General features: G+C 51.7%; 17 protein-coding genes. 8 read left to right on the plus strand and 9 right to left on the minus strand.

Going from position 1 to position 18,910, the window contains the following annotated elements:
• The first annotated feature begins 18 nt into the window (after window positions 1-18).
• Window positions 19-1,383 carry a D-arabinono-1,4-lactone oxidase gene (locus K3T82_RS04190; protein WP_220192232.1) on the plus strand — a complete coding sequence of 455 codons (1,365 nt, stop codon included), beginning with the start codon at window positions 19-21 and terminating at the stop codon, window positions 1,381-1,383.
• 143 nt (window positions 1,384-1,526) lie between these two features.
• Here the strand turns inward: K3T82_RS04190 and K3T82_RS04195 are convergent, their stop codons facing one another.
• Entirely contained in the window at window positions 1,527-2,555 is a 1,029-nt protein-coding gene (locus tag K3T82_RS04195; protein WP_220192233.1) for a LacI family DNA-binding transcriptional regulator, read from the minus strand.
• Between the two features lie 572 nt (window positions 2,556-3,127).
• Here K3T82_RS04195 and K3T82_RS04200 point away from each other — a divergent pair.
• The 4 genes from K3T82_RS04200 (at window position 3,128) to K3T82_RS04215 (ending at window position 7,858) form a co-directional block, all read left to right on the plus strand.
• Complete coding sequence (locus K3T82_RS04200) at window positions 3,128-4,486, plus strand: extracellular solute-binding protein (RefSeq protein ID WP_220192234.1); 1,359 nt, start codon at window positions 3,128-3,130, stop codon at window positions 4,484-4,486.
• Window positions 4,487-4,513: 27 nt separating this feature from the next.
• Entirely contained in the window at window positions 4,514-5,464 is a 951-nt protein-coding gene (locus tag K3T82_RS04205) for a carbohydrate ABC transporter permease (RefSeq protein ID WP_220192235.1), read from the plus strand.
• Window positions 5,457-6,329 (plus strand): carbohydrate ABC transporter permease, encoded by an 873-nt coding sequence (locus tag K3T82_RS04210; protein ID WP_220192236.1) that lies wholly within the window; start codon window positions 5,457-5,459, stop codon window positions 6,327-6,329. Before K3T82_RS04205 ends, K3T82_RS04210 begins: the two co-directional genes overlap by 8 nt.
• 386 nt (window positions 6,330-6,715) lie before the next feature.
• Window positions 6,716-7,858 (plus strand): DUF4349 domain-containing protein, encoded by a 1,143-nt coding sequence (locus K3T82_RS04215; RefSeq protein ID WP_220192237.1) that lies wholly within the window; start codon window positions 6,716-6,718, stop codon window positions 7,856-7,858.
• Between the two features lie 58 nt (window positions 7,859-7,916).
• Here K3T82_RS04215 and K3T82_RS04220 read toward each other — a convergent pair whose 3' ends face one another.
• The 4 genes from K3T82_RS04220 to K3T82_RS04235 form a co-directional block, all read right to left on the minus strand.
• Entirely contained in the window at window positions 7,917-8,498 is a 582-nt protein-coding gene (locus K3T82_RS04220) for a PadR family transcriptional regulator (protein WP_220192238.1), read from the minus strand.
• Between the two features lie 24 nt (window positions 8,499-8,522).
• Complete coding sequence (locus tag K3T82_RS04225) at window positions 8,523-9,083, minus strand: hypothetical protein (protein WP_220192239.1); 561 nt, start codon at window positions 9,081-9,083, stop codon at window positions 8,523-8,525.
• 77 nt (window positions 9,084-9,160) lie between these two features.
• Entirely contained in the window at window positions 9,161-9,463 is a 303-nt protein-coding gene (locus tag K3T82_RS04230) for a pseudouridine synthase (RefSeq protein WP_220192240.1), read from the minus strand.
• Complete coding sequence (locus tag K3T82_RS04235; protein ID WP_220192241.1) at window positions 9,460-10,110, minus strand: pseudouridine synthase; 651 nt, start codon at window positions 10,108-10,110, stop codon at window positions 9,460-9,462. The genes K3T82_RS04230 and K3T82_RS04235 overlap by 4 nt, the downstream gene beginning before the upstream one ends.
• A gap of 204 nt (window positions 10,111-10,314) precedes the next feature.
• Here K3T82_RS04235 and K3T82_RS04240 point away from each other — a divergent pair, with 204 nt between their 5' ends.
• Together K3T82_RS04240 and K3T82_RS04245 are read left to right on the plus strand one after the other, a co-directional pair.
• The gene (locus K3T82_RS04240) at window positions 10,315-11,298 is read left to right on the plus strand and encodes a PAC2 family protein (RefSeq protein ID WP_220192242.1); all 984 of its coding nucleotides are present in this window, start codon (window positions 10,315-10,317) and stop codon (window positions 11,296-11,298) included.
• A complete protein-coding gene (locus K3T82_RS04245) occupies window positions 11,295-12,752 on the plus strand; it encodes an acetate--CoA ligase family protein (protein WP_220192243.1) in 1,458 nt (485 codons plus the stop codon). The genes K3T82_RS04240 and K3T82_RS04245 overlap by 4 nt, the downstream gene beginning before the upstream one ends.
• An 86-nt stretch (window positions 12,753-12,838) precedes the next feature.
• Here the strand turns inward: K3T82_RS04245 and K3T82_RS04250 are convergent, their stop codons facing one another.
• The 4 genes from K3T82_RS04250 to K3T82_RS04265 form a co-directional block, all read right to left on the minus strand.
• Window positions 12,839-13,843, minus strand: a complete 1,005-nt coding sequence (locus K3T82_RS04250) for an NAD(P)H-dependent flavin oxidoreductase (RefSeq protein WP_220192244.1) — start codon at window positions 13,841-13,843, stop codon at window positions 12,839-12,841.
• A gap of 116 nt (window positions 13,844-13,959) precedes the next feature.
• Window positions 13,960-14,262: a hypothetical protein gene (locus K3T82_RS04255; RefSeq protein WP_220192245.1), complete on the minus strand. Its 303-nt coding sequence runs from the start codon at window positions 14,260-14,262 to the stop codon at window positions 13,960-13,962.
• Between the two features lie 234 nt (window positions 14,263-14,496).
• Window positions 14,497-15,462, minus strand: coding sequence for a S1C family serine protease (locus K3T82_RS04260; RefSeq protein WP_220192246.1), 966 nt, complete (start codon window positions 15,460-15,462; stop codon window positions 14,497-14,499).
• A 251-nt stretch (window positions 15,463-15,713) separates the two neighbouring features.
• Window positions 15,714-16,766: a LacI family DNA-binding transcriptional regulator gene (locus K3T82_RS04265; RefSeq protein WP_220192247.1), complete on the minus strand. Its 1,053-nt coding sequence runs from the start codon at window positions 16,764-16,766 to the stop codon at window positions 15,714-15,716.
• A 726-nt stretch (window positions 16,767-17,492) separates the two neighbouring features.
• Here K3T82_RS04265 and K3T82_RS04270 point away from each other — a divergent pair.
• Window positions 17,493-18,863: an extracellular solute-binding protein gene (locus K3T82_RS04270; protein WP_220192248.1), complete on the plus strand. Its 1,371-nt coding sequence runs from the start codon at window positions 17,493-17,495 to the stop codon at window positions 18,861-18,863.
• Window positions 18,864-18,910 lie beyond the last annotated feature (47 nt).

An 18,910-nucleotide genomic window follows, 5' to 3' on the forward strand; every position in this document is an offset into this window, starting at 1 on the left:
ACTTAAAGAGGTGTGTCTATGAGCCATCGCATACAGACAGCAACTCCCAAAGCGCCAGGAGAAGGACGCAAGTGGCATAACTGGTCTGGCTCCGTTACGGGTCACCCCAAGAACTTCGCCCAACCACAAAGCGTGGAAGAGTTACGCCAGATTGTACAACAAACGGCAAAGGCAGGCGGACAATTACGTGTGGTGGGGGCAGGCCATTCCTTCACGCCCCTGGTACAGACTGATGATACCTTACTCTCGCTGGATAACTGGCAAGGGATCGAGCACATTGAAAAAGATGAGAACCAGCACGACATAGTTACCGTACGCGCGGGGACCAGGCTCAATCACCTGGGTAAGTTGCTCCACGCCAACGGGCTAGCTCAAGAAAATCTAGGAGATATCGACGTTCAGAGTATTGCGGGAGCTATTAGCACAGGCACTCATGGTACTGGTGTCGGCTTCGGCACTATCGCCACGCAGGTTGTAGGGCTCACGCTGATTACCGCGCAAGGCGAGGAGCTTGAATGCTCATCCGAACAGAATCCCGATATCTTTCAGGCTGCACAGGTTTCGCTGGGAAGCCTGGGTGTTCTGGCACGCATCAAGTTACGCACCGTTCCGAGTAAGCGCCTCCACTACCGCAGCCAGCGCGAGACATTGACGACATGCCTGGAAAACCTGGAGCGCTACAAACAGGAGAATAGCCACTTCGAGTTTTATCTCTTTCCACATACACAGTGGGTACAGACCAAGTTCGCACGCGAGACAGAAGCCGCCCCCAATGCGGGAGGTAATATTTGGAGCACACTCAATCAGGTCGTACTCGAAAACTGGCTATATGGGCTACTCTCCGAGTCCTGCCGCCTCTTCCCACGGCTCACACCCACTGTCAGCCATATCTCAGCCCTGGGTATTTCGAACGTTGACGAGGTTGATTATAGCCACCTCGTATTCGCGACCCCGCGCTGGGTGCGCTTTCAGGAAATGGAGTACAATATCCCCGCCGAGCACTTTACGACTGTGCTCAATGAGATTCACCAGTGCATCGAGAAAAACAAATTTCAGGTGCATTTTCCCATCGAATGCCGCTTTGTGCGCGAAGATGGCATCTGGCTCAGTCCGGCATACCAGCGCAACTCGGCCTATATCGCAGTCCATATGTATCGCGGCATGCCCTATAAAGAGTATTTTCAAGCCATCGAGGAGATCTTTCAGCGCTACCAGGGACGGCCCCACTGGGGCAAAATGCATACGCTCACAGCAGACAGGCTCGCCACGCTCTACCCCCGCTGGGACGACTTCCTCAATATTCGCGCCCAACTCGATCCAGATGGAGTCTTCCTCAATCCCTATCTCCGCTCTCTCCTCGCAATTCCACAAGCTAATGTATAAAACCAGGATCGTTCACAACAGAACCCCCTCACTATCACCTGTGGTGGTGAGGGGGTTCAAATATGTGCAGGCACGTACATTCATGTGCTCAAAGGCGCGCTAGCGTCGCGAGACACCTGATCTTGAAAAGGAATAGATAAAAATTAGAAAGTGGCACGCCCCATCGTGCTTTCGCGCTTGATCAGGGTGAATGGAACATGAACACGCTCGGGTGGCTCTGTGCGTGTGCCTTCGATCCGCCCCAACAGGAAGCGGACTGCGGTTTCGCCGATCTGCTGCTTATCAGGGGCAATGGTTGTCAAAGAGGGCAGAGCATAGCATCCTTCTTCAATGTTATCGAAGCCCACAATCGAGACATCTTGGGGAGCATATAATCCAGCCTCATGTAGTGCTCGCAACGCCCCTAGAGCCATCAGATCATTAAAACAAAAGACTGCATCCAGAGAAACAGCGTTTTCAAGCAGTTGGCGCATAGCAATATAACCGCTCTGACGCGTATAAGGAGTCACCGTTGTAGGAATCAGCGCCTCATCATGTGCGATACCAGCCTCTTGTAAGGCGCTAAGATATCCATGCAAACGCATTTCGGAGGTTTCTGTTTGCCGGAGGAGATCTGAGCGCAAACCAATGGCAGCAATCCGCCTCCGTCCCAGACTCAGGAGATGGCGAGTCGCCTCATATGCAGCGGCGACATTATCAATGATGATGTGGTCATAAGGGACATCAAGAAAGCGCTCACCCAACAAAACGATAGGGGTCTCGACTCGTTCGGGATGCAGGTCTTCCTGCTCCAGAGCAAGAGCATTCAAGATCACGCCGTCGAGCAGTTGCTGGCGCCACCCATTGATAACAACACGTTCATTCTCGCGTAATCCACCCGTTGTATCCACCAGCACGGTGTACGATTGGCAAGCAGCGGCAGCGATAATAGTATTGCTCACCTCAGCAAAATAGGGATTAGTTAGTTCTGGTACCACCAGCCCGAGAACTCCCACGCGCCCCTTCCTCAGATGCCGCGCGGAAAGATTTGGCTGGTAATTCAATTCTTTGATCGCCGCCTCGACACGCTCCCGCTTTTCATCTGCGACATGAATTGTCCCATGAATCACATTTGATACGGTCTTAATTGAGACCCCCGCGCGTAAGGCAACGTCTTTGAGTGTCGTCGGCACGTGTTTTTCAATCCTTTGGCACAGAACTACGAGAATTACAATGTTGAGAACTATACCACGCTGAATTTACGATTGTCAATGTACGAATCAATCCAATCATAGGATGCTTGCAGAAGCAACAGAGAATTACAATTCAGGCATAATCGATATTTCTAGAGCACTCAAGCGCTTTTTGCTTAGCAAAACAAGAATTATTGCTACCAAATATTCAACATCAACTATATTGACAAACGCAAATTTTATATGGTACAGTTCATTACAACGTTGTAAAGAGCATTACAACGTTGTAAAACGCGAGGTCACGATGATGTTTGAGGTCTCTATTTACGCTATCAATGTCGATTTACGAGGTGTCCAATGATGTGTGTTTCGCCTTCTTGAGCTTTCCCACTATCATACCTATTCCCAAAAAACCGTTGTTAAACGGCTCCTTCACCTATATCTATGAGCTTCATGCACAGCGTGTTATCGACTTATAGTGCAGACATCTAACAATCATATAGATTTATCATAGACTTCGTCGTGCTGAACTGCCTCTTCAGAGGAGCATATTCATAAAGGAAGGATCGCATATGGTCTCTGAGCAGCGTTTATTCTCACCAGACTCTGAGCCTGTCCAATCTGGACATTTCACGCGCCGAGATTTCCTGGGGCGCGCGGCTGCTCTCGGTCTAGGGGCCACGGCTTTGGCTAGTATCCTCAGTTCATGCGGTACAACCGCTTTGGGAGCGGGAAAAACACACCTGACATACTGGCATCTGTTGGGAGGTGGCGATGGCGAGCGCATGCTCGAAATGGTGCAGAAATATCAGCAGGCAAACCAGGACGTTGATCTGGAAGCAGTCACTCTCTCCTGGGGCACGCCATACTATACGAAACTTGCCATGGCGGCGGCTGGTGGTCGTCCCCCTGATGTAGCCATCTTACATATGTCACGTCTGCCTATGTATGCAGGAAGTGGACTCCTGGAGCCATTTGATCTCTCAGCCCTCGCGAGCAATAACATTAGCCAGGAGAATTTTGTCGCGCCGGTCTGGCAGAAGGCACACTATAACAATCAACTCTATGCGGTGCCACTGGATACGCACCCTCTGGTCATGTATTACAACATTGACGTCTGTCAGAAGGCTGGCCTACTAGATTCCACGGGAAAACTTCTCCCATTCCAGGGCGAAGACGATGTACTCAATGCCTTCAGGGAAGCCAAAAAAGCCTCTGGCAATCTGGGTATTTCTTTTCCTGTGGGTGATCCATCAAGCTGTTGGCGTGTCTTCTGCGCTCTCTATGGGCAGCTTGACGGTCCATATTTCTCCGCCGATGGCAAAGACTTCATTCTCGATGAGGATAAAGCGACCAGGGTGCTCGACTTCTTGTTACGCATGAGCAAAGAGGTTGGTTCTACTACCGCAGACTATGCGGGCTCTGTAGCACTCTTCAGTAGTGGCAAAGCAGGCTTCCACTGGAACGGTGAGTGGGAGGTAACGACCTACCAGACCCAGAAGACTAATTTTGATATGACGCTCTATCCCAATATCTTTGGTGGGCAACAAACCTGGGCCGACTCTCACGCCCTCGTCCTGCCTCGTCAGAACGCTGTCGATTCCCAGCGCCGGGCGTTGAGTATCAAATTTATCAGCGAGCTCCTCAAGAATAGTCAGATCTGGGCACAAGGTGGGCATATTCCTACCTACCTGCCAGTCGCAACCAGCGGTGAGTATCAAAAGCTCACTCCACAATCCCATTACGCCGAGGAAGCGAAACATGTTGTCTACGATCCCTCCGTCTGGTTCGCGGGCGCGGCCTCCGAGATGGAGACCCAGGCAGGAGCAGCCTTCCAGGCTGTAATCGGAGGGCATCTGACTCCTAAACAGGGCGTCAAGCAGTTCCGCGATGCGATGATCAAACAGCTCAAAACGCCTACGCCTTTCTAGACGAGCACCCTGTAGAGAGGACTTGTTATGTCAGAAGTTATGCTTGAACAAAAATCAGCGCTCCACTCGCGGCAAGCTCAACAGGCCAGGACCCGAGCACGGTGGCGCAATGAGTTGACTGGTTTCGCCTTTGTGCTGCCATTCTTACTTGCCTATGCGATATTTCTTATCTGGCCGGTGATTCTCGGCTTCCGTATGAGCTTCTTTAACTGGAGCCTGGCTGGCACCGGTACGGATACCTTCCTTGGCCTGAGCAATTACGTAGAGGCACTAGGCGACTCCAATCTTTGGGGCGCGCTGGGCAATACGCTCCTTTTCACGATTATTAGTACGCCCATCCTGGTTATCCTTAGCCTGGTGCTAGCATTGCTCGCCAATATGGCGATTCCCGCGCGCTGGCTCTTCCGATTGGCCTTCTTCGCTCCCTATGTCTTGCCTGTCTCGGTCGTTATATTGATCTGGAACTGGCTCTATCAGCCAGGTTATGGCTTAATCAATAGCATGTTGACCACCTTCGGGCTGAAAGAAGTGGGTTGGCTAACCGATCCCAATGCGGCAATGATGTCCGTGGTCATTGTCACTATCTGGTGGACGGTTGGCTTTAACTTCCTGCTTTACCTGGCTGGTTTGCAACAGATTCCTCAGGAAACCTACGAGGCTGCGTCTATCGATGGCGCGAACGCCTGGTCCAAATTCATTAGCATGACAATCCCTTTGTTGCGCAATACGACCGTAACGGTTGTCATTCTTCAGGTGATCTCCTCACTCCAACTCTTTGCGCAACCCTTCTTGTTAACAGGTGGTGGTCCTAACTTTGTGACGCGCCCCGTGCTGCAATATGTCTATGAGACAGCCTTCACGTCGTTCCGTATCGGCTTTGCGTCCGCGATGTCATACCTCTTCTTCCTGGTTGTGCTCATCGTCACTATCGTTCAGTTTATTATCCTTTATCGTGGGGAGGCAAAGGGCAATGAGTAGTCTCGCATCCAGCATATCCACATCCAGGCCAAAAACACCAGGGAAACGCCTTTCCATTTCGCGTGTGCTGGCTTTCATATTGCTCATTATTATGGCGGTCCTCTGGTTCATTCCTCTGCTCTGGGCTGTTGATACCTCCTTCAAGCCAGAGAGTGAGACCACCACAATTCCGGTCACCTGGCTTCCTACTCAATTTACAGGGGTAGCCTATCAGAGCGTTTTCAGTAGCGCCAACATCTTTCGCTGGTATCTCAATAGTGCTCTGACCTCGCTCGCGGTTACTGTGCTGGTCATTCTGCTGGCAAGCATGGCGGCTTTCGCGCTCTCTCGTATCCGCTTCCGCGCTAGCAAGCCGCTCTTCTGGATCATTCTGGCTGGCTTGATGGTTCCTGGTCAGATTCTGATTGTGCCCCTTTTCACCGAAATGCAGCAATTAAACATGGTAAATACGTATTGGGGAATTATTCTGCCACAGATTGCTTCTCCTCTAGCGGTGTTTATCTTCAAACAGTTCTTTGATAGTATCCCTCAAGAGCTGGAAGAGGCTGCAATTGTGGATGGAGCGAGTCGCTTTCGGGTCTACTGGCAGATCTGGATGCCTCTGGCTCGCTCCGCTATCGCTGCTGTAGCCATTGTGACATTCATCGGAGCCTGGAACAATTTCATCTGGCCCTTTATTGTCGCCACAGGCGTTGATATGATGACACTTCCAGTTGGACTCTCAACCGTTCAGAGCTCTTATGGTGTTCGCTACGCCCAGGTTATGGCCTCAGCCATCGCAGGTGGGCTACCTGTCCTGATCGTGTTCCTGTTCTTCCAGCGCCAGATTATTCAAGGTGTAGCTGGAACAGGCCTCAAAGGCTAGGCTCCTCTACCATCTCATAGAGAACAAGTAGCGCTCCTACGGTTTCGTAAGCCATAGGAGCGCTACTTGTTCAATCGCCATGAAAGATAGTACCATCAATCATCCCACTTTCATCCCCTCAGCAAGACCCCATAACATAATATTCAGATACATTTTCATATAAAAAATGCATTTAGCACATAGGTTTCTGTGAAGTTGAAGCGTGAAAACACGTAATGTAACTGACAATAAGAAGTATATTGATGGGAACAAATAGCGCATCTTTGACGTCATCATCTTAGTAAGGCTCAAATTCATCAACGTGACCACGCTTTTACGGTCGTTGGAGACCTTTAGATGGTTGTCTACACATACTGTTGTTATTTATAGGCACAGGAGGCGCACCTATGAAGGGTCAGAGATATCAGTCTCGCGTCAAATGGATCGCTATTTCTATCGGATTGCTCTTACTGCTTACCCTACTTGCCAGTTGCGGCGGAGCAACATCTTCGGGAACATCCAGCAGCGAGTTTGCATCGACAAGCAAGAATAGCGCTAGCGACACCTCGTCACAAAACCAGAAGTCAGCAAACGGCACCTCGCAAACGAATACCAACTACACGCCGCAGTACCTTATCAAACAACTGGCCGTTACAATGGAGGCCAAAGAGACCACAAACATCGCTAACGATCTTCAGAACTGGATCACGCACACCGACCCACAATCTACCTCATCGGGCATGCAATATCAACTGGTTGGCAATGCTTACAACATTACGATGACCTTCTCTGTTCAATCCAGTTTATATACCGCCATTCGTGGCTATCTGGTCGATTACCCCAGCAAGCATGATGGACGCCTGCTCAGCCTCAATGAAACCGTCAAGAACGCGACCAACGATTACATTGATACACAATCGCGTCTCAAGAACTTACGCACAGAGCAGCAGCGCTTGCAAGATCTTATGAAGAATGCACAGTCGATGTCAGATCTCCTGAGCATTGAGTCCAAACTTTCCGAGGTTGAAGGCCAGATTGAGCAGGCAGAGGGCACGCTAAAGTCGCTCGACGATCAAACAACCTTCTATCCAGTCACCATTACCATTCAACCGCCATACGATGGTTCAACGGCAATCACAGAACCCAGCAACACCTGGAATATAGGGCAGATTACACACGATGCCCTCCAGGCTTCGTTACACTTCTTCCAATTTCTGGTGTCCATTCTCATCTGGCTACTGGCCTTCAGCGTCTATATTATCCCCGCCGCCATCCTAATCTGGCTCGTCAGACGTTGGCGCAAGCAGCATCGATCTCAGCCATTCCTAGCCTCTAGTCCGATGAAAACACCCCAGAGAGCAACCATACCTTACCCAGATCATACCGCCAGCCAGTCACCAATGGTTGCGGAGGTCAATTCTCAGGATGATGTTACCAACGAGGAAACAGCACAACCAGCGCTGAGTGAGGAATCAGAGAGAGAATCTATTGAAGAAGCCGCCTCGCCAAAGGATGAGCGACCTCTCACAACTGGTTCACATAGATCCTGAGCATCTTCACGCATGATGGGTCTCGCGCTACCGGCATGTATGCTAGCGCGAGACCCACTTATTGCAGTTTGCAAGTTACTTCTTGTTGAGTAAGATACGCCTGAGCTTGATCTATCATCCAGCGGCACCAGTCCACATATTCACGCTCATAGCCAATCCCTTTGCGGAGCGTCGCGTAATTGCCAAATAATGGTGAAGCGAACGTCAGGGAGGAAGATTTTTCTCGCTCTATGAGCGCATAGTCACGTTCATATTGCTCCAGGCGCTCGATATGCAATCGCAGATGCGCTTGAAACAGATCAATCGCCTTGCGAGGATCAGTCATCCAGATCGCGTATGCCTTCAGCACAATTTCACTCCGGTCCGGCCCTATCTCTGTTGGTTTCGTCAACCAATCTCGCAAGTTCTCGTAGCCGGCCTGAGTAATTGTATACCTCTTCTTATGAGGGCGCTCTACCTGTTCAATTACCTCATGCGTCACATACCCTAGCTCTTCTAAGCGAGCCAGTTCGGGATAAATCTGGCTGTGACGGGCGTGCCAGAAGTAACTAATAGGTTTCTTCATACGCTGTGCCAGATCGTAGCCAGAAAGCGGTTCAGAGGCAAGCAACGATAACAGAGCGTAGCCAAGTATGGTCATCCGAGGCACCTTCAGCCCTCTTCTCTATTGCTCTAAGGTATCGAGCAGCATATGAATAAAACCAACGCTCACGGCAAGCCAATCGAACGACCTTGTCCAGTCGACCCACTCCTGCTGAGTCGGCCAGCCCGGTCGATAGCGGGCTCGCATCTCGCGAGGCATCACGATGGCCCATTTACTTCCCTCTCCCAACCCTCCCGGCGTGATGCGAACGCTAATATTAAATACCGTTTCCTGTGGGAGATGCAACTTCCAGTCAGGCATGCTCTTGAGCAGAGGTTCATGCTTCCAGGCGCTAAATAAGGCGGGTTGTGACTCCTGCTCATCACTCCTGACCTCACGTAACGCCATCACCTGCGCGACAACCGCTGAACGCTCCCACTCAGGAAAGCGTAACCAGACGCTATAGCGATACTCATCCAGGCCCATCGCTGAGACAAAGGCGGCGTGATCGCCACGCTCATACTGTCTCTGGGTCTCACTTTGCCAGAGACGCACCATGGCGTCGAGGCGCTTACGTTTCTCTTGCTCACTCGCCTGCGCCAGGGAGCCGCTATTGGGAGGATACTGCGCGGAAGAGACCATAACCATTCCTCTCTTCTATGGAGAAGCCATTTACTGAGCCCATAAGTTCCTCGCGAACCGAGGCGCTTACCAGTAAACTATATACCACAAGCAAGCGCGGTTGGGAAATAATTCACCAGCCAATCTCGTAGATCCGATGTCAGAGCCGCCGTAAATGTCATTTCCTGGTTGTCGGGATAGCGGCACAGTGTCAAGCTATAGGCATGCAAGAACTGGCGACCAAGCGCCAGATCAAAGGGCTGAGACTCACGATAGACAGGATCACCAACTATTGCCTGCCCCAGAGCCGCCAGGTGTGCCCTGATCTGATGCGTACGTCCCGTAATGGGATGGACCTCAAGTAGGGAATACGCCCCTTCGTGCCCAAGCGCACGTATCAAGGTGGTTGCCTCCTGCCCCCCTCAATCACCACACAACGGCGGCGATCATCAGGATCACGCCAGAGCGGACCATCGATAAGCAGTTCCTCACCTACAGCCAACTCCCTTACATAAGAAGATGAGCGCGTTTCCACTTCCTCACCGCTTTGTGGCTTCGTGATGCGCAAGGGAACACGTGGGCTCGCCCATGCGGGAGCGCCCGGAGCGACAACAGCCAGATAACGTTTTATAATAGTATGCGCGTAGAATTGGCGAACCAGGTGCCGTCGCGAGCGCTCTGTGCGCGCCAGAGCCACAACGCCGGATGTGTCCTTATCCAGGCGATGTAGCAAGCAAGGGCGAGGTAAGAGCCCTTCTTCTTTTAAGAAAATCTCCCGGCGGCGCTCACGCAACATCGCCTGCACCTCCGGCGGAGCCTTGCTCCAGGCAGGCTCATCGGGCAAATCGTCAGGCGGGCTCCAATTGTCAGGTCCCTGCGCTTCAAGATAGCGCAAGAGAGCATCCCACATTGTGCCATCCGCATGTTTATACGTAGGATGAATCACCATGCCCGCCGGTTTGTTGACGATAAGTGTATGATGATCTTGATAAAGGATCGCAATGTCCACGTCTTCCATGCCAGGCAGTATAGAGGGTAGAGGTTGCAAGCGTCAATATCCTTTCAAATTAGTGGTAGTAACTATTCATAATTCCCACTTCTGGCGCTGCATCGTCCCTGGCAGAGAGAGGCAGAGTGGTCGCGATGGCATTTCTCTACTACGGTATTTGCCGCGAAGCGCAAGAATGGTAGAATGGTAAGAAATATTTGCTTAAGGAGCACTTCTACAGGCAGGTAAAAGAGGTTTTTTTGAATGTCGCACATCCACTACTATGCCCAGCCAGCACTACGAGATCCCCTGATCATCGCCGCCTTCCAGGGTTGGAATGACGCCGCCGAAGCCACGACTAACGCGGTCCAGTTTCTCGTTGACCGCTGGTCACCAGCAAAGATCGCCGAAATAGATAGCGAAGACTTCTTTATCTTTACAGAAACGCGGCCCCACGTCAAGTTTAGCGACGAGGATAAACGCTCAATAGTCTGGCCCTCCAATGAGTTTTTCGCCTATAATACACCTGATTTGGAACGCGATATCATCCTATTTCTCGGAACAGAGCCCCAATTAAAATGGCAAACGTTCAGTCAATCTTTCCTTAAGGTCTGCAAATACTTCCGGGCCTCAGATGTCATTTTATTCGGGTCAATGCTCTCCGATGTGCCGCACTCTCTTTCTGTTCCCATTACCGGGACATCATATGACCCGGAAGCGCTGCGACGCCTGGAAGAGATGAATCTACCTGCTTCTGGATATGAGGGTCCAACCGGGATTCTCAGTGTGCTCCTTGAAGACTGTAATCGAGCACAAATTCCCACGACGATGTTCTGGGCTGCCGCTCCACACTACCTGGCGACAACCCCCAATGTCATGATCTCATCAGCGCTACTTACGACACTCAATACCTATTTATCCCTTGAACTTGACTTACAAGAGATTCAAGCGCAAGCGCTACGCTTCAGCGCGCGAATCGACGCGATGGTCGCTCGCGATCCCGAGGCCAGCGAGTATGTTCGTCAGCTCGAAGAACAAATGGATGAAATAGAGAACGAGATCGAGATCGAAGTTGAACTGGAGGATGAAGAGGATGAAGAGGATGAAGAGGCTTCGGTCCTCGAAGATTATGCATCTCTTCCACTCCCAGGCGCAGATGTTTTAATTCAGGATATTGAGGCTATGCTGCGTATGGAACGGGAGCACCTTCCCTATTACTCTGAAGACGATGAGAAGGATACCGAATGAAGAGAGAACTCTATAGCCTCAATGAAGTCCTCCAGCCGCGCTCAGTAGCTATCCTGGGGGCCTCGCGCTCGCCCCAAAAATGGGGGCACGTCGCCGCCCGCCAGCTTATTGAGGGCGGTTTCGAGGGCGACATTTACCTGGTAAATCCGACTGTGCCCGAAATTCTTGGACGTCCAACATATCCTAGCCTGCGTGATGTTCCCGAGCAGGTCGATCTGGCCGTTATCGCGACCTCCTTTCCCCACGTGCCCAACGCCATCGAGGACTGCATCGCCAGGGGCGTCAAAGGCATCGTTGTCATTACGGCGGGCTTTAGCGAGACAGGATCAGAGGGACGAGCGCTGGAGCAAGAACTTGTAGCCCGCTGCCGTGAGCATGGCATACGCATGATCGGTAGCAACTGCATGGGTCTATATGTACGCAAATCAAAACTTAATGCCCTGGGCATGGTCTTCCCCATGCCCTCAGGCCCCATTGGTCTGGTCTCGCAAAGCGGTAATCTGGGAATGTATTTCTACGCCCAGGCATATCTGGATGGCTGCGGCTTTACAACCTTCCTCAGTGTCGGCAATTCAGCCGATGTCTCTTTCCCCGAATGCATGCAATATCTGGCGGACGATCCCGAAACTGGTGTGATCGCTGGCTATGTTGAAGCTATCGAGGAAGAGACGCTACGTCAGACCACCAATGAGATGCATGCGCGAGGTCATTACAAGCCAGTAGTTATCCTGCTCAGTGGGGCTACAGAGGTTGGTGTACGCGCCTCTCTCTCACATACAGGATCACGCGCAAGAGTGCGTCCAGACAGCGATAAGAGCCTCTTCGCCAGTGGCGTCGTGCGTGTCCTTCGTTCGGATGAGCTCTTCCCCGTGGCACAAGCTCTTGCCTCGCAGCCAACAACACCGCAGGGTGGACGCCGCATAGCAATCATTGGTGACGGTGGTGGTAGCTCGGTCGCCTCCGGCGACGCTCTCGTTCGCGCGGGCTTAGAAGTGCCCATCCTCAAGCAGGACACCCAGCAAGCCTTGCGCGCCTTGATGCCCAGCCGCGCGACTTCTACCAATCCCATCGACGTAGCCGGTGCCGCCGACGAAGATCCACTCTCCTTCGCGCATCTGGCTGAGGTCTGTGTTCAGGACCCAGACGTCGATGGTGTGGTCATAACGGGCCTTTTCGGCGGGTATCGCTGGCTTCTCTCCGAAGACTTTGGTCCCCGCGAAGAAGCCGCAGCTCATGCGCTTGGCGAACTGGTACGCCAATACGGAAAACCCATTCTCGTCCAGACCATTTACGCGCGCCATGACATCCCGGCCTTACGCATCCTACGCGAAGAGGGCATTCCCTATTATGAGTCGGTCGAGATCACCTGCCGCGCAATGGCGGCCCTCTCCGAAGTTGGAGAATTTCTGGCTTCGCAGAAAGAACCCGCGACCAGCAACGCCTCGCATCTCTAGAGATGCTTAATTTGACAGAGAGGAGTCAGGTTGCCGCGAGCAATCCGACCCCTCTCTTTATCGTAAAAGGGTAAAATATCAACGACTTAGACAAAATACCTGGGCAAGCGCTGCGTGATCGCATATGCCTCGCGGACTATTCGCGTTACCAGTTCCTCAGATGAGGGAATATCATGGATCAAGCCAGCCACCTGCCCGCCCCAAACAAATCCATCATCGAGCAGCCCTTCCAGAGCCGCGCGCTTATTCACGTCACCCCGAATCGAGGGAAGCAAACGCTCCAGGCGTTCTTGAGGAGTTAACTGGGCCTGCTCGATCTCTGTTTCAAGCGCCTGGATGTGAGCGGCAACCGCACCCTTGAGCACACGAGCAGGGCGTCCTATGGCTCGCTCCACCACTACAGTATCGATCTCCTGAGCCTGGACTAATGCCTGCTGATAATTGGGGTGCGCATTGCTCTCCCGCACCGCCACAAAGCGCGTCCCCAATTCAACGCCCTCCGCACCCAGTGCCAGCGCCGCAACCAGTCCACGGCCATCGGCGATGCCACCACTGGCGAGAACGGGAATCTTTACCGCTTCCACAACACGCGGCGTCAGGACCATCGTTCCAATATCATCTCGACCCAGGTGGCCCCCGCCTTCAAAGCCAACAGAGATCACGGCATCCGCGCCCAGCGCTTCAGCCTTACGAGCCGCCCTCGTCCCCGCGACCAGCACCATCATCTTCACGGATACCCCACTGGACTGAATGCGCTTCAGAAGAGATTCTGGGTTACCGCCCGTAATACTGATCACGGCGACGTCCTCTTCCAGGGCCACATCAAGGAAATCATCTAAGGGGATGTGCCCAATTGGAAAGTTAACGCCAAAGGGCTGCTGTGTCAATTGTTTGGCTTTCTGTATATCGGCGCGTAACTCATGCGGTGTTGAGAAACACGCGCATCCGATCTGCCCCAATCCTCCGGCATTGGAAACCGCCGCCGCCAATTCGGCAAATGAAAGATGCGCTAACCCTCCCTGGACTATAGGATAGCGGATACCAACGAGTTCGGTAAAACGTGTCTGCATGCGCTCTGGAAGTAAAGGCATCAATGACGTTCTCGCTTTCTCTCATAAATAGCGGTCACAAACAACGACCTGGAATGTTGTATCACATTCCAGGTCGTTGTTTCAATTGCCCCTTCGCGCACATCGGCCCACCCTTTCTATCTGACAATCAAGTTCAGAAGAAAGGCTCCAATAAGGCATACCGCCAGGATGGCCGCAGCAAACACAGCGAGCGTCTTCCGCATGTAGTTGCTCATTGTATGATCGGTCGAGCCAATCCCCAGGTAATATAGGTCTTCGGCGTCTGCGCTCGCCTCCTGGCTCAAAGTTACCGATGCCATTTCGCTCATACGGTCATGCTTGCCTACCGCACCTCTAGTATACAGGAACACATTTACGAAGACACCACCTACGACAAGAACGATGAAAAGACTAAGAGCGATCAAAGCAAACATTTGCATAGTAGCACCGTCCCTTTCGTGTATGCCTGATTTTAGCAGTTCCCTTATTGGGTTCCCTGTGTGATCTTCCTCACTTTCAATAACCTAGACGCAACAGGCAGAAACCACTAAAAAAGAAAAAAGCCTCCATGCATGAGAATGAAGGCTTTTCGTCGTTTTTCCCCGAAAGAGAAAAAAATGTTCGATTGTTTTGCCGCTCTACAGGCTCGCCGCCAGGATCATCCCATATAAATCCTACAAAACGACCGTGACCTTACGGGTAACCCCTCCACGTAAAAATCCAATCGCGACCTTTTCGCCGGCCTGCCTTGAGCGCAGGAGGCGTTGGAGATCACGCGCCTCTGTCACAGGTTCGCCATCCGCTGAGAGGATAATATCCAGGCGCTTCAACTGAGCTTGTTCGGCTGGTCCCGACGAGCGTAATTCCAGGATTTGCATTCCCCATTGCTGCGAGAGTTGCAGGCGCTGACGTAACGCCTCATCCAAAACGACACGCATGCCGCCTACGCCCAGCGAGACACCTCGCGAAGCCTCAGAGCGTTGCGCCATGACCTTCGCCACAACCCCCTTTACTGTATCCAGAGGGACCGAAAAACCAAGCCCCTGTGCCATTGGCATCATAGCCGTTGTAATACCTACCACATGACCTGCACTATCAACTAATGGGCCACCGGAATTCCCAGGATTGATTGAGGTGTCAGTCTGAATCAAATTGGTCATCTTAGGTGCACCTGGAGCTTGTAAGGTTCGTTGAAGAGCACTCACAACTCCAGCAGTCACTGTCCAGTTCAGCCCATATGGATTTCCTACAGCAATAACCAGTTGCCCAACCCGTAAAGGGGTACGCCCTAATTCGGCAACGGGCAAGTGATCCGCGCCAATGCGCAAGATCGCCACATCCACCGCTGGATCACTCCCCATTAATCCCGCGTCAAAGGTACGTCCATCAGCTAACGTTACTTTAATATGCCGAGCATGTTCAATTACATGTGCGTTTGTCAAAATTTGCCCATCCGAGGCAAAGATGAAGCCCGAGCCAATGCCACCACGCAATTCAGGTGGATAGCCAGAAGAGCGATAACGCCGCGACTGATGCTCAACGTCGATCCGCACGACCGCTGGGCCTACTCTTTCAGCCGCAGTTGTCACCGCATGCGAATAGGCATCTAATGCCAGGGCATCTTTTTCAAAGGTACTCATATCGCCATCGCGCTTTCTCGTGGAACCGATTCTATCGCGTATGTGCGAGGGCACAACTCAACAAGATTGATAGACATTATATCACGTTTTGGCCAAACGCAAGCGCACGCCTCTCACTACCTCTTTATCATAGACCCCTGTTCAGTACACGCCTAGTCATACCATGCGTACCGAGAGGCACAGAGTAATATCCTGCTCAGAGTTCAACTATAGGAAATCAGGAGCAGCGAGAGAACACAGAAATCGAAGGCTTACCGGTTGAGCAGTGGGCCTGTGCGTGGAGGGGCGCAGGAATCCCTGATCACAAGCGAAGTAGAGAGTTCGACACGATTTGATTCAAGCGTCTGTCCGCCAATTAAGCGGAGCAGCATGTTTGCTGCCATTTTCCCCATCTCAGCGAGTGGCTGATGAATCGTCGTCAATGGAGGTGGCATCTGGGCCGTATACATCACATCATCAAAACCAACCACGCTCATTTCATCTGGGATACGCACCTGACGCTGATACAAGACCTGGTATACCCCTGCCGCCTGGGCATCGTTACCCGCGAAAATAGCTGTTGGTGGATCTTCGAGATCAAGAAGTGCGTTCGCTTGCTTTATACCATCACCCAAGAAATAATTCCCCTCGCAAATAAGCGCCGGATCAACAGGAATGCCTGCGCGTTCGAGAGCCTCACGATAGCCAGCCAGACGCGCGCGCGTTGTCGTAAGATGAAGTGGTCCAGCAATGATACCAATACGGCGATGCCCAAGCGAAATCAGATACTCAGTCGCGGTATATCCGCCTAACCAGATAGTTGATCCTATCGTGGGGTAATTTGTGGTAGGCTCATTACGGTCCCCAATGGCTACAACTGGAATATTCTGAGCCATGAGCATTTCAGCGATCCCAATACGCTCATACGGTAGAAGTAGGAGAACCCCATCAGTTGACTGGTCCTGTATACGACGCAACCAACGACGCTCTACCGCCTCATCCTCATGAGTAGCAAAGACAACCAGGCGATGACCGCTCTCCTCTAACGCCTCCTGCACTCCATGCATAATTCCAAGGTCATACCCACCCTCCAGGCGCATAATTACCAGGTCAATCAAGCCGCTCTGCCCTTTGCGCAGGTGCCGCGCAGCATGATTTTGCACATAATCATGCTGCTCAATCATTGCCTGGATACGTGCTCGCGTCTGAGCCCCTACCCCTGGAAGCTGATTGAGTACTTTGGAGACCGTAGTGATTGAAACACCCGCCTCTTTTGCGATTTGCGCCATCGTTAAACGCTTCGATTGCTTCTGCTCCAACGTCATACCTTCTTCCTCGGTAGAGTAATCGATACCCTAAACAATTCCCCCTCATCGTAACATGCATTTTCCATATATGTCAATCAGCATATGCCTTAATTCAGCCACAAACAACGCTTAATGCGGATTTTCTCGTATCCCTTGACAATCCATAATTCTCTATGTTATCTTTTTTACAGAGTAGCAAGGTAAACGTTACCCTAAATTTATCCTTCTATTGAACTACCCTGGAAGGCGACATATCTGGTAACTTCTTCCCTCTGAGTGACCAGAGGGACCACTCAGGCCTGACCCTCGTCGCGCGAATTCGCAGATCGCGGCGAGAACGTTCCCTGGCCTGCTTGCCTTCGTCATTGTTAGACGAAAGAATTGCAGAGGTGAAAAGCTATGATGCAACCTTCTCTTCTCCAACATGCTATTTCGCGAAGCACCCATTCCATGGTTCTTAACTTCCTCCTTATCCGGAAACCTGAGCGCGCCAGCGCTAGCCGCGCTAGCGGCGTTGGTTTTCACATAAGAACTTCTTGAAGCCGCCTCTTAGAAAATGAAACTTTATCCTTTTCCCACATTGGAAACCCTATAACCTGGTCCTTCAGATCCTACCCGGCGTTCCTAATACAAGAACGCACACAATAAAGCCAGTTAGCCTAAATACGCTCGCATTATGTCTTCATAACATTCTTATGTCATGAAGCAGGGACAACATGTGCTTATTTTCAAGGAGGTTATCTCATGGACTCGTTCATCAAACATGGCACTCGACGGAAATTTCTTCAGCAAAGCGCGACAGTTGGTGTTAGCCTGCTCGGGCTTGAGCTCCTGGCTGCCTGCGGTGGGGCCGCAAATGCAGGATCGGGCACGGTCACAGCCAGCATCAATAATCTTCCACCTTCAACCAATCCGGGCGCGGTCTATGTCTTTAATCAGACCGTCAAGCAATTTCAACAATCGCATCCAGGCACAAAGATTGTTGGCAAAAACGATCCCTATGATCCAACAACGTATTTCGCCAGATTAGCCGCGAAACAAACCGAAGATGCGGTCGAAAGCTGGTTTACCGAGCCCCCTCTGCTCATCAAGAAGCATGCCGTCGCCGATATCACTGATCTCGCGAAGGGCTGGAAATACTTTGATAGCTATAATCCCGGTATCTCCTCTATCGCCAAAGATCCCGCGAGCGGCAAGATTTATGGCGTTCCCGTCACTGGCTACGCTCTTGGCATCTGGTACAATCGCAAACTCTTCAAAGCGGCTGGCCTCGATCCCGATAAGCCACCAACCACCTGGGAGGAGTTCCGTGGATACGCCAAGCAACTGACTAGCTCCTCTGTGGCTGGCTTCGCGGAAACCAGTACATCCAACCAGGGTGGCTGGCACTTCACGAACTGGATGTATACCGTCGGTGGTGATATGCAGTCCGCAGATGGCACAAAGGCAACCTTCAACAGCGACAAAGGGGTAAGCGTCCTACAACTTCTCAAGGATATGCGCTTTACTGACCAGTCCATCAAAAAGCAGCAACTCTTAACTCAGGATCAAACGCTGCAACTTCTGGCAACCAACAAGGCTGCCATGGTCGTCATGGCTCCCGATATGCTTGATACACTCAAATCGCAATATAAGGCCAACCTGGAAGACTTTGGCATGGCCCCAATGCCTCAGAATGGAGGGAACGCGGCCTTGACGGGTGGCAACATCTTTATCTTCAACCCGAAATCATCGCGCGAGGCGATCAAGACAGCCTTCGATTTTGTCATCTACTCTCAATTTGATCTTTCGGTCATGGAGAATAACCTTGCATTAAAATCATCGGCAGGGCAAACTGTTGGAGCACCCAGCAACATTCTCTTCACTGGTGAATTCCAGGATACCATCAACAAGCTCAATCTCAAATATGCTAACGTGCCTACCGGAAACTACACAACATTCGCCAATTCAAAACTTACTCTGCGACCAGAGCCTCGCACCGAGACGCAGAAGATGTATGCCGCTCTCGACTCCGTTGTGCAAACAACATTGAGCAACGCGAATGCAGACCCGAAAGCGCTCCTCGATCAGGCGGCGCAACAGTTCCAAAAAATACTCGACCAGGCTGCCTCCTGATGGAGGTAGAAGAGGGTGCGGCCTCCAAAATCCGTGCCCTCTTACCG

Source organism: Ktedonospora formicarum (assembly GCF_016587355.1).
Classification (GTDB): domain Bacteria; phylum Chloroflexota; class Ktedonobacteria; order Ktedonobacterales; family Ktedonobacteraceae; genus Ktedonobacter; species Ktedonobacter formicarum.

Coding starts and splice junctions, on each gene's coding strand:
- K3T82_RS04255 (WP_220192245.1), bottom strand. CDS start 14,262: ATGCAAATGTTTGCTTTGATCGCTCTTAGTCTTTTCATCGTTCTTGTC.
- K3T82_RS04250 (WP_220192244.1), bottom strand. CDS start 13,843: ATGCCTTTACTTCCAGAGCGCATGCAGACACGTTTTACCGAACTCGTT.
- K3T82_RS04245 (WP_220192243.1), top strand. CDS start 11,295: ATGAAGAGAGAACTCTATAGCCTCAATGAAGTCCTCCAGCCGCGCTCA.
- K3T82_RS04225 (WP_220192239.1), bottom strand. CDS start 9,083: ATGGTCTCTTCCGCGCAGTATCCTCCCAATAGCGGCTCCCTGGCGCAG.
- K3T82_RS04215 (WP_220192237.1), top strand. CDS start 6,716: ATGAAGGGTCAGAGATATCAGTCTCGCGTCAAATGGATCGCTATTTCT.
- K3T82_RS04205 (WP_220192235.1), top strand. CDS start 4,514: ATGTCAGAAGTTATGCTTGAACAAAAATCAGCGCTCCACTCGCGGCAA.
- K3T82_RS04265 (WP_220192247.1), bottom strand. CDS start 16,766: ATGACGTTGGAGCAGAAGCAATCGAAGCGTTTAACGATGGCGCAAATC.
- K3T82_RS04270 (WP_220192248.1), top strand. CDS start 17,493: ATGGACTCGTTCATCAAACATGGCACTCGACGGAAATTTCTTCAGCAA.
- K3T82_RS04190 (WP_220192232.1), top strand. CDS start 19: ATGAGCCATCGCATACAGACAGCAACTCCCAAAGCGCCAGGAGAAGGA.
- K3T82_RS04210 (WP_220192236.1), top strand. CDS start 5,457: ATGAGTAGTCTCGCATCCAGCATATCCACATCCAGGCCAAAAACACCA.
- K3T82_RS04200 (WP_220192234.1), top strand. CDS start 3,128: ATGGTCTCTGAGCAGCGTTTATTCTCACCAGACTCTGAGCCTGTCCAA.
- K3T82_RS04240 (WP_220192242.1), top strand. CDS start 10,315: ATGTCGCACATCCACTACTATGCCCAGCCAGCACTACGAGATCCCCTG.
- K3T82_RS04220 (WP_220192238.1), bottom strand. CDS start 8,498: ATGACCATACTTGGCTACGCTCTGTTATCGTTGCTTGCCTCTGAACCG.
- K3T82_RS04260 (WP_220192246.1), bottom strand. CDS start 15,462: ATGAGTACCTTTGAAAAAGATGCCCTGGCATTAGATGCCTATTCGCAT.